The organism is Fictibacillus nanhaiensis (assembly GCF_036213205.1).
GTDB lineage: Bacteria > Bacillota > Bacilli > Bacillales > Fictibacillaceae > Fictibacillus > Fictibacillus nanhaiensis_E.
Map to the genome: position 1 here is coordinate 67,442 of NZ_JARMFC010000019.1, position 17,178 is coordinate 84,619.

The 17,178-nt window shown below is 40.1% G+C and carries 16 protein-coding genes; 12 read left to right on the forward strand and 4 right to left on the reverse strand.

What is annotated here, in order from left to right:
• The first annotated feature begins 14 nt into the window (after nucleotides 1-14).
• The 4 genes from P4V41_RS17100 to P4V41_RS17115 are packed head-to-tail and all read left to right on the forward strand — an operon-like array spanning nucleotide 15 to nucleotide 4,764.
• On the forward strand, nucleotides 15-743 hold the full coding sequence (locus tag P4V41_RS17100; protein ID WP_328086374.1) for an ABC transporter ATP-binding protein: 729 nt from the start codon (nucleotides 15-17) through the stop codon (nucleotides 741-743).
• On the forward strand, nucleotides 740-2,431 hold the full coding sequence (acsA, locus tag P4V41_RS17105) for an acetate--CoA ligase (protein WP_328086375.1): 1,692 nt from the start codon (nucleotides 740-742) through the stop codon (nucleotides 2,429-2,431). The genes P4V41_RS17100 and acsA overlap by 4 nt, the downstream gene beginning before the upstream one ends.
• Nucleotides 2,409-3,506: a homoserine O-acetyltransferase MetX gene (gene metX, locus P4V41_RS17110; protein WP_328086376.1), complete on the forward strand. Its 1,098-nt coding sequence runs from the start codon at nucleotides 2,409-2,411 to the stop codon at nucleotides 3,504-3,506. The genes acsA and metX overlap by 23 nt, the downstream gene beginning before the upstream one ends.
• Complete coding sequence (locus P4V41_RS17115) at nucleotides 3,493-4,764, forward strand: homoserine dehydrogenase (RefSeq protein WP_328086377.1); 1,272 nt, start codon at nucleotides 3,493-3,495, stop codon at nucleotides 4,762-4,764. Before metX ends, P4V41_RS17115 begins: the two co-directional genes overlap by 14 nt.
• A gap of 749 nt (nucleotides 4,765-5,513) precedes the next feature.
• On the opposite strand, the gene P4V41_RS17120 is transcribed toward P4V41_RS17115, so the two are convergent.
• Nucleotides 5,514-5,630, reverse strand: coding sequence for a YjcZ family sporulation protein (locus tag P4V41_RS17120; protein ID WP_197127025.1), 117 nt, complete (start codon nucleotides 5,628-5,630; stop codon nucleotides 5,514-5,516).
• Nucleotides 5,631-5,836: 206 nt separating this feature from the next.
• Here P4V41_RS17120 and P4V41_RS17125 point away from each other — a divergent pair, with 206 nt between their 5' ends.
• From P4V41_RS17125 to P4V41_RS17135, 3 genes are all read left to right on the forward strand, one after another.
• Nucleotides 5,837-6,373, forward strand: a complete 537-nt coding sequence (locus tag P4V41_RS17125; RefSeq protein ID WP_328086378.1) for a 2'-5' RNA ligase family protein — start codon at nucleotides 5,837-5,839, stop codon at nucleotides 6,371-6,373.
• A 78-nt stretch (nucleotides 6,374-6,451) separates the two neighbouring features.
• Nucleotides 6,452-6,913 carry a large conductance mechanosensitive channel protein MscL gene (mscL, locus tag P4V41_RS17130; RefSeq protein ID WP_328086379.1) on the forward strand — a complete coding sequence of 154 codons (462 nt, stop codon included), beginning with the start codon at nucleotides 6,452-6,454 and terminating at the stop codon, nucleotides 6,911-6,913.
• 92 nt (nucleotides 6,914-7,005) lie between these two features.
• Entirely contained in the window at nucleotides 7,006-9,297 is a 2,292-nt protein-coding gene (locus tag P4V41_RS17135) for an ATP-dependent DNA helicase (RefSeq protein ID WP_328086380.1), read from the forward strand.
• A gap of 188 nt (nucleotides 9,298-9,485) precedes the next feature.
• On the opposite strand, the gene P4V41_RS17140 is transcribed toward P4V41_RS17135, so the two are convergent.
• Nucleotides 9,486-10,202 carry a class I SAM-dependent methyltransferase gene (locus tag P4V41_RS17140; RefSeq protein WP_419181331.1) on the reverse strand — a complete coding sequence of 239 codons (717 nt, stop codon included), beginning with the start codon at nucleotides 10,200-10,202 and terminating at the stop codon, nucleotides 9,486-9,488.
• A 98-nt stretch (nucleotides 10,203-10,300) separates the two neighbouring features.
• On the opposite strand from P4V41_RS17140, the gene P4V41_RS17145 reads away from it, so the two are divergent.
• Nucleotides 10,301-10,822 carry a GNAT family N-acetyltransferase gene (locus P4V41_RS17145; RefSeq protein WP_328086381.1) on the forward strand — a complete coding sequence of 174 codons (522 nt, stop codon included), beginning with the start codon at nucleotides 10,301-10,303 and terminating at the stop codon, nucleotides 10,820-10,822.
• A gap of 119 nt (nucleotides 10,823-10,941) precedes the next feature.
• Here the strand turns inward: P4V41_RS17145 and P4V41_RS17150 are convergent, their stop codons facing one another.
• Nucleotides 10,942-11,583, reverse strand: a complete 642-nt coding sequence (locus P4V41_RS17150) for a class I SAM-dependent methyltransferase (RefSeq protein ID WP_328086382.1) — start codon at nucleotides 11,581-11,583, stop codon at nucleotides 10,942-10,944.
• A 268-nt stretch (nucleotides 11,584-11,851) separates the two neighbouring features.
• On the opposite strand from P4V41_RS17150, the gene P4V41_RS17155 reads away from it, so the two are divergent.
• Both P4V41_RS17155 and P4V41_RS17160 read left to right on the forward strand, forming a co-directional pair.
• Complete coding sequence (locus P4V41_RS17155) at nucleotides 11,852-13,420, forward strand: AbgT family transporter (protein ID WP_328086383.1); 1,569 nt, start codon at nucleotides 11,852-11,854, stop codon at nucleotides 13,418-13,420.
• A 22-nt stretch (nucleotides 13,421-13,442) separates the two neighbouring features.
• Entirely contained in the window at nucleotides 13,443-14,639 is a 1,197-nt protein-coding gene (locus tag P4V41_RS17160) for a M20 family metallopeptidase (protein ID WP_328086384.1), read from the forward strand.
• Between the two features lie 55 nt (nucleotides 14,640-14,694).
• On the opposite strand, the gene P4V41_RS17165 is transcribed toward P4V41_RS17160, so the two are convergent.
• Complete coding sequence (locus P4V41_RS17165; protein WP_328086386.1) at nucleotides 14,695-14,970, reverse strand: hypothetical protein; 276 nt, start codon at nucleotides 14,968-14,970, stop codon at nucleotides 14,695-14,697.
• Between the two features lie 197 nt (nucleotides 14,971-15,167).
• Here P4V41_RS17165 and P4V41_RS17170 point away from each other — a divergent pair, with 197 nt between their 5' ends.
• Nucleotides 15,168-16,592 carry an FAD-binding oxidoreductase gene (locus P4V41_RS17170; RefSeq protein ID WP_328086388.1) on the forward strand — a complete coding sequence of 475 codons (1,425 nt, stop codon included), beginning with the start codon at nucleotides 15,168-15,170 and terminating at the stop codon, nucleotides 16,590-16,592.
• Nucleotides 16,589-17,161, forward strand: coding sequence for an MFS transporter (locus tag P4V41_RS17175; protein WP_328086390.1), 573 nt, complete (start codon nucleotides 16,589-16,591; stop codon nucleotides 17,159-17,161). Before P4V41_RS17170 ends, P4V41_RS17175 begins: the two co-directional genes overlap by 4 nt.
• The last annotated feature ends 17 nt before the right edge of the window (nucleotides 17,162-17,178 follow it).

Below are 17,178 nucleotides of genomic sequence, written 5' to 3' on the forward strand. Positions count from 1 at the left end.
AGGAGGGGAACAAAATGCTGAATGTGAAGAAATTAAAACGTACGTTTAATCAAGACACGGCTGGGTTTCAAGACGTTAATCTTTCTGTAAAGGAAGGAGAAATCATTGGGATTCTAGGAACGAGCGGCTGTGGAAAAAGCACATTGCTACGCGTGTTATCAGGACTTGATCAACATTATGAAGGAACGATCTCAATAGAGAATTCGAACAACCAGATCGGTATGATGTTTCAAGAGCCTCGCCTTCTTCCATGGTTGTCTGTAAAGAAAAACATTTCATTTGGATTAGAAAAAGAAGAGAGGAACACGGATAAATATAAAACGTATTTGGATCTAGTCGGGTTAGCAGACTTTGAGAACCATTACCCAAAAGACTTATCAGGCGGGATGGCACAGCGAACAGCAATTGCAAGAGCACTTATCACTGAGCCTGAGATTCTATTATTAGACGAACCGTTCAGTGCGTTAGATGCTTTTACAAAAATGCAGCTTCAAGATCTTCTAATATCCATCTGGCAAAAAAAGAAAACGACGATGATACTAGTAACTCATGATATTGATGAAGCTCTTTATCTATGCGACCGAATTTTTATCTTAAAAGGTCAGCCTGGTGAAGTGTATAGCGAAGTTTCAGTAGAAAAACCAAAACCGAGAACCCGCGGAGACACTTACCTCTCTAAACAAAAAGCACACATCTTAAATTTACTAAACGTTGAAAAGAAAGCAGCAGGTGAACAGAAATGACAAAACTAGCCACCATTCATCCAGTCGAAGGAACTCATAATATTTCAGAAGACCAAAGGGATGCAGCATTTTCTTGGGAAACTTTTATCGAAGTATTCAATAGACGAAGTGATGGTAAGACGAATATGGCGTATGAATGTGTAGACCGTCATGTTGAAGAAGGAAGAGGAGAGAAAACAGCTCTTCATTATATTGACGACTCACAGAATATTAAAATTCGTTACAACGAGTTAAAGAAAACGACTGATCAGTGGGCGGCGGTTTTAAAAAAACATGGTGTAAAGAAAGGAGATTTTGTATTCGTATTCTTGCCAAAACACCATCATTGTCATATAGCAATGTTAGCTGCTATTAAGCTAGGAGCAATCGTCGGTCCGTTATTTGAAGCATTCATGTCGGATGCGGTAAGAGACCGGATCAGTGACTGTGAAGGAGCGTTCTTAATTACAGATGAAGAGTTGTATAAGAGAGTACCAAGAGAAGATCTACCTAGTCTTCATACGGTTTTTTTAACAGATGCTGAAGGAGAAAATGGAGAAATCTCGCTTTCAAAAGAATTGAAGAATGTAGAGAACACAGAGAGTCAGATTGAGTGGGTAGATCCGGAACATGGTCTAAACATCCACTACACATCCGGTTCTACTGGAAAACCAAAAGGAATCATCCATGCTCATCGAGCGATGGTGCAGCAATATCTTACAGGTAGATGGGTGTTGGACATTCAAGAAGATGATGTGTATTGGTGCACTGCTCATCCTGGATGGGTGACAGGAACGGTGTATGGCGTTTTTGCACCATTATTAAACGGAGCAACCATTGTTGTTCACGGTGGGCGATTTAAAGCAGAAACCTGGTATGAAACCTTACAAAAAACAGGTGTAACAGTATGGTATAGCGCACCAACTGCGTTCCGCATGTTGATGGCAAAAGGAAATCAGCTTCCAGAACGCTATGACCTTTCAAAGCTTCGTCATATTTTGAGTGTAGGCGAGCCATTAAATCCAGAAGTTATCTATTGGGCTCAAAACATGCTTGGAAAACGAATTCATGATACGTGGTGGATGACTGAAACTGGTGCGCAGCTTATCGTAAACCTTCCAACAGAGCCGATCAAGCCAGGTTCGATGGGAAAAGCTTTTCCCGGAATAACAGCAACTGTATTGGATGAAGAGGGAAAAGAATTGCCTCCGTACGCTGTAGGACATTTAGCGATCAAGGCCCCATGGCCAGCAATCATGAGAGAAGTTTGGCAGAACCCTGAAAAATATAATTCTTATTTTAGCTGGGGTGAATGGTATGTTTCTGGAGATCTAGCCATAAAAGACGAAGATGATTATATCTTTTTCCAAGGACGTTCAGATGACATGATTAATTCTTCAGGAGAACGAATCGGACCATTTGAAGTTGAAAGCAAGCTGATTGAACACAAAGCAGTGGCCGAAGCTGGAGTAATAGGCAAGCCTGACCCTATTCGCGGAGAAATCGTGAAAGCCTTCATCGTGTTAAAAGATGGATTTAGCGAGAGTAAAGAGCTTTTAGAAGAAATCCGAATCTTTGTTAGAGGTGAGTTAGCTGCACATGCTGCACCTCGTGAAATTGAAATCGTGGAAGAGCTCCCTAAAACAAAGATCAGCGGAAAAATATTGCGAAGAGAGCTGAAAGCCCGTGAGTTACAAAAACTTGCTTGACGCGTCAAGAAAGATAGGGAAGGTTAAAATCGGTGACTTTGCTCTAGAGTCAGGAAAAGTAATTCCCAATGCAGAATTAGCTTTTGAGAACACAGGCAACACAAAAGGCCCTGTTGTCTTACTATGTCACGCGTTAACTGGAAATCAATATGCATATGGATCGGGGGAAGATCCAGGATGGTGGCGTGGACTAATTGGTCCTGATCATTATATCGACACAAACCAATTTCAAGTCATCACATTTAATGTGCTCGGAGGATGCAGCGGTTCTACAGGTCCAGCAAGTACAAATCCTGAAACCGGAGAAATCTATGGAAAGTCATTTCCTTTTGTAACGGTAAGAGATATGGTTCGCGCACAGCGACAGGCACTTAGCATTTTAGGAATTCCAAGACTTCTAGCCGTCATGGGTGGATCTCTCGGCGGTATGCAGGCACTTGAATGGGCAGTGCAGTTTCCATATTTTTTAGAAAAAGTGTTCATTTTTGCCGCAACTCCCTACTTAAATGATTATGGAGTCGCATTTAATAGACTCGCCCTTCACGCGATAGAAAGTGACCCTGTGTATAAGAACGGCAATTATAAGAGCAATGAGAGATTAGCAGGTTTGGAAATCGCGCGTATGGCGGGACTATTAACGTATCGTCAGCCTAAACTATTTAATGAGAGATTCAATAGAGAGATCAAAGAAAAAGACGATGAAGGTAAACCGTTCTTTCAAGTAGATTCTTATCTTACGTATCAGGGGGAAAAGTTGACGAAAAGGTTCGATGTGGATAGCTATGTTTCACTTCTATACGCTATGAACGCTTTTGATATTGGGGATAAGCTCGGTGGCTGGGAGCGGGCAGCATCACAAATTCAAGCTGAAGTTCATGCTTTTGGTTATGAAGGGGATCTTCTATATCCACCTGAAGTGATTGAGAATTTTGTAAAACATACTAGATTCGGAACCTACTATTCTATAGAAACAGACTTCGGTCATGATGGATTTTTAGTTGAATTTGAAAAGTGGGGACCACATGTGAGGGAAGCATTGAGACAAGAAGGGAGGCTGCAATATGGCACCTATTAAAGCGGCGCTGCTAGGTTTTGGAACGGTTGGCCAAGGTGTGTATGAAGCGCTGAAAACACATAAAGAACAGCTTCAAGCTGCGCTCGGTCAAGAAGTTGTGATTGAAGGGATTTTAGTAAAAGATGGATCGAAAAAACGTGAAGTGGATGATCATGTTTTAATTACTACTGACTTTAATGAAATCCTCAATATTGAAGGATTAGAGGTCGTGTTTGAAGCAATAGTGGGAGAAGAGCCTGGTTTTACTTACTTAAGCCGCGCTCTTGATAAAGGTTGTCATGTAATTACAGCTAACAAAGTCATGTTTGCGAGACATGGGAGAACATTGCTTTATAAGGCGGAAACACTGAAACGCTTTGTGGGATTTGAAGCGACAACTGCCGGGGGAACTCCGATTATTCGCAGCATCTCGCAGCTCCTTCAAGTAAATGAGATCCATACAGTTGAAGCTATATTAAACGGTACATCCAACTACATTTTAACGAATATGAGGGAAAAAGGTCTTCCCTTTCATGAAGTGTTAAAGTCTGCCCAAGAACTTGGGTATGCAGAAGCTGACCCGGCAAGTGATATAGAAGGTTATGATGCTTTTTATAAGTTAATGATTCTTAGCGAGTTGTCGTTTGGTGAGACGCCGAAATGGGAGGACGTAGAACGAAAAGGGATAACAGAAGTAACTGCTGAGCAAATCTCTGTGTTTAAAGACTGGGGATATAAGGTGAAGCATTTGGCACGGATCCGCCGTGACAGCGACGGATTCATTTCATCTGTAAAACCCGTGTTGGTCGATGCTGATCACCCATTGTACGGAGTGGAAGATGTTCAAAATGCGATTATGGTGGACACGAGCCTAGCAGGAAAAGTTACGATCCAAGGAGCTGGTGCAGGAAAACTTCCAACAGCAAGCGCCATGGTGGAAGACTTGACTTATGTGCTGCAACCTCATTCTTTAATTAGAAAGAAAAAAGTAGCACAGCATGCTGATTATAGTAGCGAAGACACAAGCTTCACATCAGTTGGAGAATATGTTGTCATTGGCTCTTCTGTAGGATTTCATGGAACAGATGAAGTAGAGATCTTAAAGCAAGAAGTAGAAGGTGATCTTGTCTATTTGTTGGTCGAGTGTCAGGTAAGTACAGCCCTTTTGTTAGAGGAAAATCCGGACCTTGTTGTTTATGAAGTAGCAGGAAAGGTGAGGAAGACAGAGGGAAGGGCTGAGCAAAAGGATTTGCTGCTGAAGAAAGTAATCAATTTATAGGATAAGAGAAGTTTGCTTCATCAAGTGGATTATAGGGATTAGGCGAACATTGCAGAGTGGCTCCTGCAATGTTTTTTAGTGTGTGGGTTTTGTTTTGGGGCGAGCATAAAAGTCCGTGAACGAGCATAAAAGTTTGTGAACGAGCATAAAAGTCCGTGAACGAGCATAAAAGTCTGTGAGCGAGCATAAAAGTTTGTGAACGAGCATAAAAGTTTGTGAACGAGCATAAAAGTTTGTGAACGAGCATAAAAGTCCGTGAACGAGCATAAAAGTTTGTGAGCGAGCATAAAAGTCCGTGAACGAGCATAAAAGTTTGTGAGCGAGCATAAAAGTCTGTGAACGAGCATAAAAGTTTGTGAACGAGCATAAACCTCCGTGAACGAGCAAAAAATCCAAATCATAGACAAAAAATTAATGCAGCTGGATGAAAGGTCAACGAATGACTGCTTTCAACCAGCTTTTTTTCTTAATTACTCCTCTTACACTTCATGATAATCCTCGTTTATTACCGTGAATTCATCAATTAACTCTCCATCAGAAGAAATAGTCGTAAATGTAATTTTGTCTTTGGACAGCTATACATATAAAGACCTGCACTCAGACGAGCGCAGGTCTTTTCTCTCTCTAGTTTTCTCTCTCTAAGTTTTCTCTCTGTTATCATACGAGGGGTTGTTAAAGCAAAAGGTTTTAATGCAATTGATCACATCGGATGAATCAGTACTCATTTTCCAATAAAGGAAATGAACTGATTAGCACCAGCCGTGTCCGCCACCGTAACCACCGCACCAACAACACCCAACGATGATTAACAAGATAAATAGAACTACGATTAAAGCGAAGCTGTTTCCGTAAGACTTATATCCCATTTAACCCACCTCCTTCTTTACAATGACAGAATATTAGAGGTACAAGTTAAAGGTTTGGGCGGAATTAGCCCATTTTTTCGGGACAAGAGCGGAATCCTTATTTATTAAGTGATCCATTTACCAAAATGTGGTTTAGTGTATAATTACACTAAAACCTACCAAGATTATTGACTTTTATGAACAAAACCATATTTGGAGCTGATAACATGTACGGTGTAATTGCTTATTTAAATAGTGAATCTGAACAAAAGATAAATCAACTTAGGGATGGACTAGTAAAAGAGGGGATTGTGGGTCATGGAATGCGACCACATGTAACCCTGGCTACACATCCAGAAGTAGATATTGAATCTTTCAAAGTATCTTTTCAAAATTATTTTAACGAAATCGCTGCTATACCTCTTTTCTTTCCATCTCTAGCCATTTTCTTAAACAGCGGAACACTATATGCCGCACCGACTAAAAATAGTGAGCTGACAGATTTTCATCTGCGTTATCATGACCACTTTAAGAGTGAGATCAATCAGCAATCACTATATATACCATCTCATTGGGTACCGCATTGCACGCTTGTTATGGACTTATCTCATGAAGATGTAGTTAAAGCATTTGATTATTCGGCAAGGAACTTAGAGCCTTTTCATGCAACGATTGACAGTGTCGCACTTATTCAACTAACGTATGAAGCAGATATATGCACAGATGTGAAGGATATCCTAACAGTGGAATTGAAAAAATCTTGAATTGATATCGGATGACGTTTGAAAGTAGATGCTGTATGGTTATACATATACTAGTCATACAGAAAGGAATTATGGTCCATGTGGAACGAATTTAAAACATTTATTATGCGTGGCAATGTGATCGACCTTGCCATCGGTGTAATTATCGGAGCAGCATTCAGTAAAATTGTTACTTCACTCGTTGATGATGTCATCATGCCTCCGATTGGTCTTTTACTTGGAAAAGTGGATTTCAGCAATCTCTACATAAATTTAGGGAAAGGCGACTATGCCACCTTAGCAGATGCTAAAAAAGCGGGAGCAGCAACGGTTAATTATGGATTATTCATTAACACGCTGATCAACTTCCTTATTATTGCGATAGTTATATTCTTAGTAGTGAAGCAGATCAACCGTCTTAAGAAGAAAGAAGAAGTAAAAGCTCCGGATACAAAAGAATGCAAATATTGTTTATCTACAATTCCGTTGAGAGCTGTAAAATGTCAAAGCTGTACGGCAGATTTAAACGATGATGCTATTGTAAGACAGTCCTCTGAATAAGGGGGCTGTTCTTTTATTGAAGTAAAAGTTTAATAAAGTAGTTGTGCTACAATTATTACATAAAAACGAGTGAAGATTAGGTAGGTGAAACCATGCCTGAAGCTGTTAGAATCTCTGTACGTTCCTTAGTCGAATATGTATACCGTGCCGGAAGTATCGAATCTGGCTTTAAATCAACCTCATCGTTAGTAGAAGGAACGAAGGCTCATCAAATGATACAAAAAACGTATGAAGAGAGTGATCAGGCAGAAGTATTTCTGCAAACGAGCTATCTTCATAAGAACCTTGAATATTGGATAGAAGGCAGATGTGACGGTCTTCTTTTGCGTAATGATATAGTCACGATCGATGAGATCAAATCAACTGCTCGAAATTTAAGTGAGATTACAAGAGATTCCTATCCCGTTCACTGGGCTCAAGCAAAGGTTTATGCCTACACATACATGGAAAGAGAAAATATAGACAAAGTTACGGTACAGCTTACGTATGTACATATTGATTCTAGTGAGCAGAAGAAATTTCAGGAAGAAGTTACATTTACAGAGCTTGAGGATTTCATGTCTCAACTTATAAAAACATATGCACCATTCGCCGAGCTGCGTCTCGACAATCAACAAAAAAGGAATATCAGTATACGAGATCTAGCTTTTCCGTTCCCGTCATACCGGAACGGTCAGCGTAACTTTGCTGGTGCTATCTATAAAACGATTATGGATAAAAAAACTTTATTTGCCAATGCTCCAACTGGTACAGGAAAAACCATTTCGACTCTTTTTCCAGCAGTTAAAGCGATCGGAGAAGAAAAAGCAGAAAAGATTTTTTATTTAACAGCTAAAACACTAAATCGAAAAAACGCAGAAGAAGCACTTTTGTTGATGAAAGAAAAGGGATTGTTTCTGCAAAGCACGACCATTACGGCTAAAGACAAAATTTGTTTTAAAGAAGAAACACGTTGTGACCCTTCGTATTGTGAGTTTGCCGATGGATATTTTGACAGAATTAATGGAGCGGTTCTTGATATCTTGAAAAATGAGATGGTGATGGACCGTGAAGTTATCTCACACTATGCTCAAAAGCACAAAGTTTGTCCGTTTGAGTTCTCTGTTGATCTTGCGTATGCTTCAGACAGCGTAATCTGTGATTATAATTATGTATTTGATCCGAGAGTCTCGTTCAAGCGTTTGTTTGAAGAACAGAAAAAGCGTACGGTTCTCCTTATGGATGAGGCGCACAATCTAGTGGACAGAGCTCGCGGAATGTATTCTGCAGAGATTATGAAATCGTCATTTTTGCAACTTGCGCGTAATTATAAGGGAAAACATGACGGGGTCTGGAATACGGCAAAAGCCGTTAACCAAGAACTTCTTTTGATAAAAAAAGAACACGAAGAAAAAGATGTTGCTGTCATAGAATTGCAGGAAAAACTACTTGAGAGTTTAGAAGCTTTCTTAATACAGGCAGAGCAGCTATTAGCCAGTGGTGATAACAGCGAAAAACTATTAGAGGGTTTTTTTGAAGCGCTGCAGTGGGTAAAGATTTCACAATTCTACGATGAACGATTCGTTACGTTCATCTCCACGTTTAAAAGTGAAGTCAAAGTACGTCTGTTTTGTATGGATCCGTCACAGCTACTTTTTCAGACGGGTAAGAAATATGGTTCACGTATATATTTTTCAGCAACACTCTCACCATTATCATATTTTCGAGAAATGCTTGGAGGAGAAGAAGACGATTATATCATTCGGATGCCGTCTCCTTATGAAAAAGAGCAGCTGGATGTGTTCGTTCAGCCTCTTTCTACACGCTTTAGAGATCGGGAAAAAACGATAGATCCTATTGTGGGTATGATCAAAGACTTGGTGGTGAACAGACCAGGCAACTATCTTGTTTTCTTTCCATCCTATCGGTATATGACAGATATATATGAACGAATGCTAGAAGAAGATCAAGCCTTTAATCTTATTATTCAAAACCCTGCCATGAAAGAAGAAGAGCGAGAGACATTTTTAGCTCATTATGACTCTGTAGGTGAGAAATCGCTTGTCGGGCTCGCTGTCATGGGCGGCATCTTTTCTGAAGGAATTGATTTAAAAGGAGATAAGCTGTCCGGTGCTGTTATTATTGGTGTTGGTTTGCCTCAAGTAGGATTAGAGCGTGATACGATGAAGGATTATTTTCAGCGTGCAGGTAAGAATGGCTACGACTTCGCGTACGTGTATCCTGGAATGAATAAAGTACTGCAGGCTGGAGGGCGTGTTATCCGGTCAGAAGAAGATCGAGGTACGCTAGTACTAGTAGATGACCGTTTTCTAACAAGGAAGTATGTGGAGATGCTGCCAGAAGAGTGGCGGGATTTTGTGGTGTTGGATCGCTCGTTTATGTAAGTTGTATTGTGTGTTTTGTCGAAAAGCCTATAAAACATTTTGAAGGCCTAGAAATAGATTTGAAGGACCATAAAATTTGCTGAAGGCCTATAAAATGAAAACTAGGGCCTAGAAACGAGACACAATAACTATCACACACTTCTTAAGCCATTAGAAAACACTTGGAGACGGAACTCCAAGTGTTTTTTTTATTTCCTAAACAACCCTGCATTTAAAAATGGTAAACCAAATGTATCTGCTGGCTGCGTTATTTCCTTCATTTTGCGTAATTCAACCTCTTCGAATTCAAAGAAGACCTCCCGCATCCGCTCAAACGTGTACCCTAATCCTCCTTGCATCGAGCGATCTTTGTACACGTCCATGTCAGGTATATCTAATCCCATGCCCACAGCATCAAAGCACGTAATAGCAAAATGTCCGCCTTGTTTTAAACAGTTGTTTAAAAGATGTAAATAACTCACACGACGGTGAGGAGGCACATGATGAAAACAGCCAGAATCATAGATGAGATCATATTCCATGTGTGGCAGATCCATCTCAAAGATACTTCCTTGCATAAATTTCACTTCGACGCCTTTTTCAACAGCACGTTCACGAGCCCAATTTAAGCCTTCGCTTGATAGATCTACAGCATCTACTTCGAACCCGAGTTGAGCTAAGAAAATTGCATTTCGACCAGGACCGCATCCAAGCTCTAACACACGGCCAGGCTGAACCAAGCCACGCTCCACATAGTTCACAAGATTTTCATCTGGTGCGTCCACAAAAAAAGGAATCTTCTTATTTCTGTCTTCATAAAAAGAGTTCCAAAACGCGCCCTCATCACGTAAAAGAGAATCTAGCATGTTAAAAACATGTTCATTTTTCGTAATCAAATTTGTCAAATAACCATCCGCCTTTCTCATTCAAAATAAGCGTCTGACTGACTGAGCTGTCTACCTCTATTTTACCAAAAAATAGGCTATAATAGTGGTGTTTAAGATAAATAAAGTGAGGTGAAACAATGGATAAAATAGCGATTACAGAAGGTTTAATTCTTATGAAAGCTGGTCCAGAAGACGTGAAAGGAATAGCCAGAGTTTGCAGAGAAGGATGGCGTGCTACATATGGTTATTTAGAAGATGAATCGTATGTGAGCAGCGTAATTGAAGAGTATTATAACGAGAAAAGAATTGAAAACGAAGTGACAGAGTTCAGCGAGAATTGGCACGGATATTTCGTAGCGAAAGAAGGCGGAGAAGTAGTAGGTGCAATCGGCGGAGGAACGATTGGTCAAGAGATAGGCGAGATCTTTGTGTTCTATATGAACCCGAACAAGCGAAACAGGGGAATTGGAACGAAACTGTTAAACTATTACACAGACTATCAGAAGAATATCGGTATTAAAGAACAATGGTTATCTGCGCAAAAAGGTAATGAAAAAGCCATTCCTTTTTACGAAGCAAAAGGGTTTGTCAAACAGTCAGAAAAGAGGAGTGAAGGAAGCGGAAAACACGTGTCTATTCGATATATGCGAGAAGTTTAAGAGCCCCTCAAGCAGAGGAGCTTTTTTTTTTTGAACAGAATAATAAGCTAGCACCCTTTTTCCACCTTTAGCTTCAAACAACTTAATCAAGCAAATAATCTTTTAAATAAACGCTGTAATTAGTCTATGATTGCTTTCTTACGTAAAAGTAAGGATTGAAAGTTCATACCTATACCTTGTCCAGCTTCTGTAACAACGTGGAAATCTTGTACATCGAATAGAGGAGCTACCACTTCAAGTAAATCTTCATCTGTATAAAACGAGAAGAACCGCTTCGGAATATACGAATCTTCTTGCCACACGCCCTCAGAATCTTTCCCTCCATAAACACCCATGTAAAACAGTCCGTCTTGAGCGAGAACGGTATGAATGTTTTTAAGAACAGCAGGCAGGCTTACCTTTGGAACGTGAAGAAGCGTATTCATCGCCCATACCGCATCAAAAGATTCAGCATCAAAAAGTAGTTTGTAATAATCCATCACTTCTGCTTTTAAACCTTTTGCACGGCACGTTTCTACCATGTTAGGAGAGAGATCGATACACGTCACATCCAAGTGATGTTGAGATAAGTATTTTCCGTGCTGACCTGATCCAGCTCCAAGATCAAGAACGGTATATTGGTGATTTTTTGGACTAGATGTAAGTGCAGCTACAAAGGCATTTAGTTCGTCAAACTTCCAATTCTGAATCTCTGATTGATCACGTGAATCAGCTTGCTCGTTGTAGCTTGCTTTCAGACTTTCTTTTAATAAAAGATCCATGGTGTTCTCTCCCTTATCTTTATCTGAAAATCGTTTTTTCTGTGCAATAATGTATTAATTATAGCGAAAGGATAGAGTAAGGTAAATTTAAAAGTGTAAGAATATTCTGCAACCGAAAGCCCTTACATGACTCTCTATCCTTATAGAACCTGTTGTCTAGTAAAAAAGTAGTGTTCTAAATGACCCCTTGAAACCGAATGATAGAGACGGTAGAATGTGAAGAAATTTATATTTTTTCTGAAAATTCATAAACAAAGGGAGGATGTCCATGTCACGTTCAGCGCTGAAAGCAATACCTTCACCAAACACGCCAAATCCTGAGAACAGTAAAAAAAATATTTTTAACCGACTGTTGGACTGGGTAGAGAAGAATGGAAATAAACTACCGGATGTTCTTACTTTGTTTGTCATCATTACGGCTGTTATCTTGCTAGGTTCATTCATAGCTGGAGTCGCTGGATGGAGTGCAGTGAATCCGGCCAATAATGAAAAAATTATAGCGGTCAACCTTTTGAATGAAGAAGGAATCATTAGGATGTTGAGTGAGTTAGTTAGTAACTTTGTGAATTTTCCGCCCCTAGGCCTTGTGCTCGTCGTTATGCTCGGAGTAGGTTTGGCTGAATCTACAGGTTTGATATCAGCATTTATGCGCAGAGTCGTATTAGCCTCACCAAAAGCACTCATCTTACCGATCATCATCTTTATTGGGATCGTAGGAAACGCAGCGGCTGATGCTGCTTTAATCGTACTCCCTCCTGTAGCAGCAATGGTGTTTCTCACTCTGGGACGTCATCCGATCGCTGGCCTTGCAGCAGCCTATGCGGCAGTTGCTGGCGGATTTAGTGCAAACATCATCATTAGTATGCTCGATGTAATGCTTGCTGGTTTCACAGAGTCAGCAGCTCATCTTCAGGATAAAACGTATACAGCAAATCCTGCTATGAATTACTACTTCATGCTTGCCTCGACTTTTGTGCTATTACCTGTTGCTGTTTGGGTGACTACAAAGATTGTAGAGCCAAGACTTGGGGATTACCAAATTCCTGATGATCTTGAAGTGAAGAAACAAGCCTTAACTTCTGAAGAGAAAAGAGGCTTAAAGTGGGCGACGATCTCTCTATTCATCTATTCAGCTATCATTCTGCTTGTGACCGTTCCAGAAGGTGCTATGCTTCGCCATCCGAAAACAGGTGAACTTATCGATTCTCCGTTTATGGATTCATTGGTTCCGATCATGCTTCTTTTCTTCCTGATACCAGCCATGGCTTACGGATTCGGCTCTAAGGTATTAAAAAACGACAAAGACGTAGCCGAGCATTTAACAAAAGCGATGAGCGGTATGGGGTACTATATCGTACTTGCTTTTATTGCAGCTCAGATGATCGCTTATTTTAGTTGGAGCAATTTAGGTTCGATCATCGCGATAACAGGTGCAGACTTTTTAAAAGAATCAGGGTTTACAGGACTTCCTTTATTGCTCTCATTTATTCTTTTCACAGCTCTTGTTAACTTACTAATCGCTAGTTCATCTGCAAAATGGGCTATTTTAGGACCTGTATTTGTCCCGATGTTTATGGCTTTAGATTATAGTCCAGCTTTTACCCAAATGGCCTATAGAATTGGTGATTCAATCACGAATACGATCACTCCGATGCTTGCATACTTCGCCATCCTGCTAACGTTTGCGAAAAAGTTTGATAAAAATATGGGAATGGGAACTTTGATTTCCTCATTGCTTCCCTATACGATCGCTTATACGATTTTTTGGTGTATTTTATTTGCTGTCTGGTACGTGCTAGGACTTCCATTAGGACCTGGCGAATATATAAGAATGTAGATGATAAGAGGAGTGAGCGGGAATGGAACAATTATTTAGCCGTTTGGCAAACTATCAAGATGAAATGGTGAAGATACGCCGACATCTTCACCAAAATCCTGAACTGTCATTTGAAGAAGTCGAAACACCAGCATATATCGCATCATATCACGAGAAATTAGGATTAGATGTGCGAACAGGGGTCGGTGGGCGTGGAGTAGTTGCTACATTAAAAGGTGGAAAACCAGGTAAGACTGTAGCACTTCGAGCGGATTTTGATGCACTTCCAATTCAGGAAGAAAATGAATCTCCATACAAATCTAAAGTACCTGGTGTCATGCATGCGTGCGGGCATGATGGCCATACAGCAACTCTTTTAGTACTGGCAAAAGTATTATCAGAGCTAAAGGACGAAGTAGAAGGTACCATCGTTTTTATACATCAGCATGCAGAGGAACTCGCCCCTGGGGGAGCTATTGCAATGATTGAGGATGGCTGTCTGGATGGAGTCGATGTCATTTACGGAACGCATCTTTGGGCAACGATGCCAACAGGGACGATTGGTTATCGTACAGGTCCCGTTATGGCAGCAGCCGATTCGTTCACAATAAAAGTACAAGGTAAAGGTGGCCACGGTGCTCAGCCACACAAAACAAAAGACAGCATTGTTATTGGATCCCAGCTTGTTTCAAACCTTCAGCAAATCGTGAGTCGTAGAGTTAATCCGCTAGATGCAGCAGTAGTATCAGTCGGTGCGTTTGAGGCAAAAAATGCTTTCAACGTTATCGCGGATACAGCAAAGCTAACAGGTACGGTTCGCACATTTAAGGAAGACGTTCGAGTTGCCATCGAACAAGAGATCGATCGCATCGCAAAAGGTACGTGTCTTGCATCAGACGCTTCTTATGAATATGTATTTAAACGTGGATATCCGGCTGTTGTAAATCATAAGGACGACACAGAATTTGTAGTTGATGTAGCGAGAAAAGTTCCTGGCATTATGGAACTTGAAGAGATCGAACCGCAAATGGGGGGAGAAGATTACTCTTATTACTTAGAAAGAGTTCCAGGCACGTTCTTTTTTACTGGTGCTCTTGATGAAGCGTGGGAGGAAGTATATCCACACCATCACCCAAAGTTTAAGATTAATGAAGATGCTCTGTTAATAGCGGCAAATTTACTTGGAGCTGCAACACTTACTTATCTGAAACAAAATGCTTTTACAAAAGTTTTGAGCTAGCAAATAACATCATGAAAAAGCTCCCTTAATCGAGGGAGCTTTTTAAATTCGAGGATTATTCCCAACAGCTGTCAGTAGCTGTTTCGCCAGGAGCGGTTCCACCAGAATCATTTCCATTAGATTTCTTACACTTTTTTGAGGACTTTTTAGACTTTTTACAAGTAGACTTTTTTGACTTCTTGCGTTTAAGACCATCACCTAAGATAGAGCGTAAAGCTTCAACTGCACCATTTTCAGCACCGTTTTCAGCAGTCACTTCCGCTTCAGTCTCTGTGCCGTTAGCATTTAGAGAATTAATAGCCTCCATAAGTTCTTTTCTTTTCTTACCCAATCATATCACCCCCACTATTACTATATGAAATGCTAGAAGGAGTGCTTGTACGAATCACCATTTTTAAGTTAAAGACGCGTCTAAATTCTTTTCTTTTAATAATCCACAATGTGTTTCTAAAAAAAATGATTGCTAACCACCTGCGTGTCATTTTATAATTAAAGTGTAAAATTACACTTAACTATTGAGGTGATGTTATGAAAAGAATGTTTTTTCTAATAGGTATCTCTTTATATGGTATAGCTTTTTATGCAAGTACCTCCATCCATTCACACAAACAGGAAACAGTGGTAGTAGAAGATGCGGGAAAACTTTTACCGACTAAAATGAAAGAGGTTAAGAGCACTCATTCTACTAAGGATCTTCAAGAATGGGTCAAACAAGAAAAGTCGATCTCAATCGCTGGGATGCAGCATAGTCAGGGAGGTCATACGGTCTATCCATATGGAACACTTCTCGACATGAAGAGATACAACAAGATATTGGACTTCAACCCAACAGAAAAAACGATAACGGTCCAAAGTGGCGTTACATGGGCAGATATTCAAAAGAAGATTAATCCATACGGTCTATCTATTCAAGTCATGCAATCGCAGAATATTTTTACGGTTGGAGGTGCTCTAAGTGTAAATGTTCATGGGCGTGATATACGGTATGGATCTTTAATCGATACAGTGAATTCTTTTCGCTTACTGAAGCCAGATGGAGAAATCATTACTGTGAGTCGTAAAGAGAATAGTGAATACTTTTCATATGTGATAGGCGGTTATGGTCTTTTTGGAGTCATACTCGATGTCACACTGCGGTTGGCTGATGATGAATTGTATCAACATCGCATATCTACAATGGATTACCGAGAATATGAAGAGCATTTTAAGAAAAAGGTAAAGAATGATGAGAATGTGAAAATGCATCTTGCTCGCTTATCTGTAGCCCCTAAGACCTTTTTAGAAGAAATGTATGTAACAGACTATGTGTTGGCAGAAGATCAAAGGAAGTTAAGTAGATATTCAAAGTTAAATGAAGAAGAAAACGTGGTGCTACCAAAATTCATGTTAGGCATGTCTCGTTATAGTGATTGGGGAAAAGATGTATTTTGGGATACTCAGAAGAAACATTTTCAAAATAGCAATGGTAACTATCAATCTAGAAATAATGTAATGAGATCAGACAGTACGTTTATGGAATATGAAAACGCCAATCGAACAGAAGTGCTGCAAGAATATTTTGTTCCTGTAGATGAGTTTGCTTCATATATTGACGAACTAAGAACGGTGTTAAAAGAGGAAGATCTTAACCTTTTAAATATCACAATCCGGTACGTGGAGCATGACGAGGATGCCGTGCTGTCTTATGCGAAAAACGATATGTTTGCTCTTGTGTTATTGATCAATCAAGGACGTTCAGAAAAAGAGATAAAGAAAACAGAAAAAGTTATTCAGAAGATGATTGATGTAACGCTAGATCATAATGGAAGCTATTACTTACCTTATTATTCATATCCGTCAAAGAAACAACTAAAACGAGCATATCCACGTATTGATGAGTTCTTTCAGAAAAAGCGGGAGCTCGATCCTGATGAGCGGTTTAAAAATCTTTTTTATGAGGTGTATGCACAATGAATTATCGCACATTTGTAACGGCACAAAGCCTTTTAATGACAGCTAGTTCAATGGTCTTTCCCTTCTATCTGCTTCTCATTCGTAACATTGGTGACAGTTACTCGCAGTTCGGGTTAGCTTATGGGCTTTTTGCACTGACTGGCGCGCTTGTTCATCCTATAATTGGCAGGCTTTCTGATCAAATAGGTGACCGTACCTTCATTCTGATACATACATGGGGGATGGCAGGGATGATGCTGATTGTTCCTATCATTGAAACAGTTACTGCTCTCTATCTGGTGCAGATTGTAATGGGTATCCTTGGTGCCATACAAAAAACATCGGAAAAAACCGTTTTGGCGAGGCTGTCGGATGGCATCCAGGCAGGAAAAAAGATAGGAAGTTATCATCTTTGGACAAGTGTATGGGGAGCGATAGCCGTTATGTTAACAGGGTTTCTAATTGATTTCTTAACAATTGGAAGCTTGTTCTATATCGCATCGTTTCTATACATGATCTCTGGCATTCTCATTCTAAGATCAGCACCCACACCTTCTACCGTTTATAGAAAAAAGCCTGTACAGCTATAGTGAACTGTAACCAATAA

Coding starts and splice junctions, on each gene's coding strand:
- P4V41_RS17145 (WP_328086381.1), top strand. CDS start 10,301: ATGGATAAAATAGCGATTACAGAAGGTTTAATTCTTATGAAAGCTGGT.
- P4V41_RS17150 (WP_328086382.1), bottom strand. CDS start 11,583: ATGGATCTTTTATTAAAAGAAAGTCTGAAAGCAAGCTACAACGAGCAA.
- P4V41_RS17100 (WP_328086374.1), top strand. CDS start 15: ATGCTGAATGTGAAGAAATTAAAACGTACGTTTAATCAAGACACGGCT.
- P4V41_RS17155 (WP_328086383.1), top strand. CDS start 11,852: ATGTCACGTTCAGCGCTGAAAGCAATACCTTCACCAAACACGCCAAAT.
- P4V41_RS17135 (WP_328086380.1), top strand. CDS start 7,006: ATGCCTGAAGCTGTTAGAATCTCTGTACGTTCCTTAGTCGAATATGTA.
- P4V41_RS17175 (WP_328086390.1), top strand. CDS start 16,589: ATGAATTATCGCACATTTGTAACGGCACAAAGCCTTTTAATGACAGCT.
- P4V41_RS17160 (WP_328086384.1), top strand. CDS start 13,443: ATGGAACAATTATTTAGCCGTTTGGCAAACTATCAAGATGAAATGGTG.
- P4V41_RS17125 (WP_328086378.1), top strand. CDS start 5,837: ATGTACGGTGTAATTGCTTATTTAAATAGTGAATCTGAACAAAAGATA.
- P4V41_RS17115 (WP_328086377.1), top strand. CDS start 3,493: ATGGCACCTATTAAAGCGGCGCTGCTAGGTTTTGGAACGGTTGGCCAA.
- mscL (WP_328086379.1), top strand. CDS start 6,452: ATGTGGAACGAATTTAAAACATTTATTATGCGTGGCAATGTGATCGAC.
- P4V41_RS17140 (WP_419181331.1), bottom strand. CDS start 10,202: ATGAGAAAGGCGGATGGTTATTTGACAAATTTGATTACGAAAAATGAA.
- acsA (WP_328086375.1), top strand. CDS start 740: ATGACAAAACTAGCCACCATTCATCCAGTCGAAGGAACTCATAATATT.
- P4V41_RS17120 (WP_197127025.1), bottom strand. CDS start 5,630: ATGGGATATAAGTCTTACGGAAACAGCTTCGCTTTAATCGTAGTTCTA.
- P4V41_RS17170 (WP_328086388.1), top strand. CDS start 15,168: ATGAAAAGAATGTTTTTTCTAATAGGTATCTCTTTATATGGTATAGCT.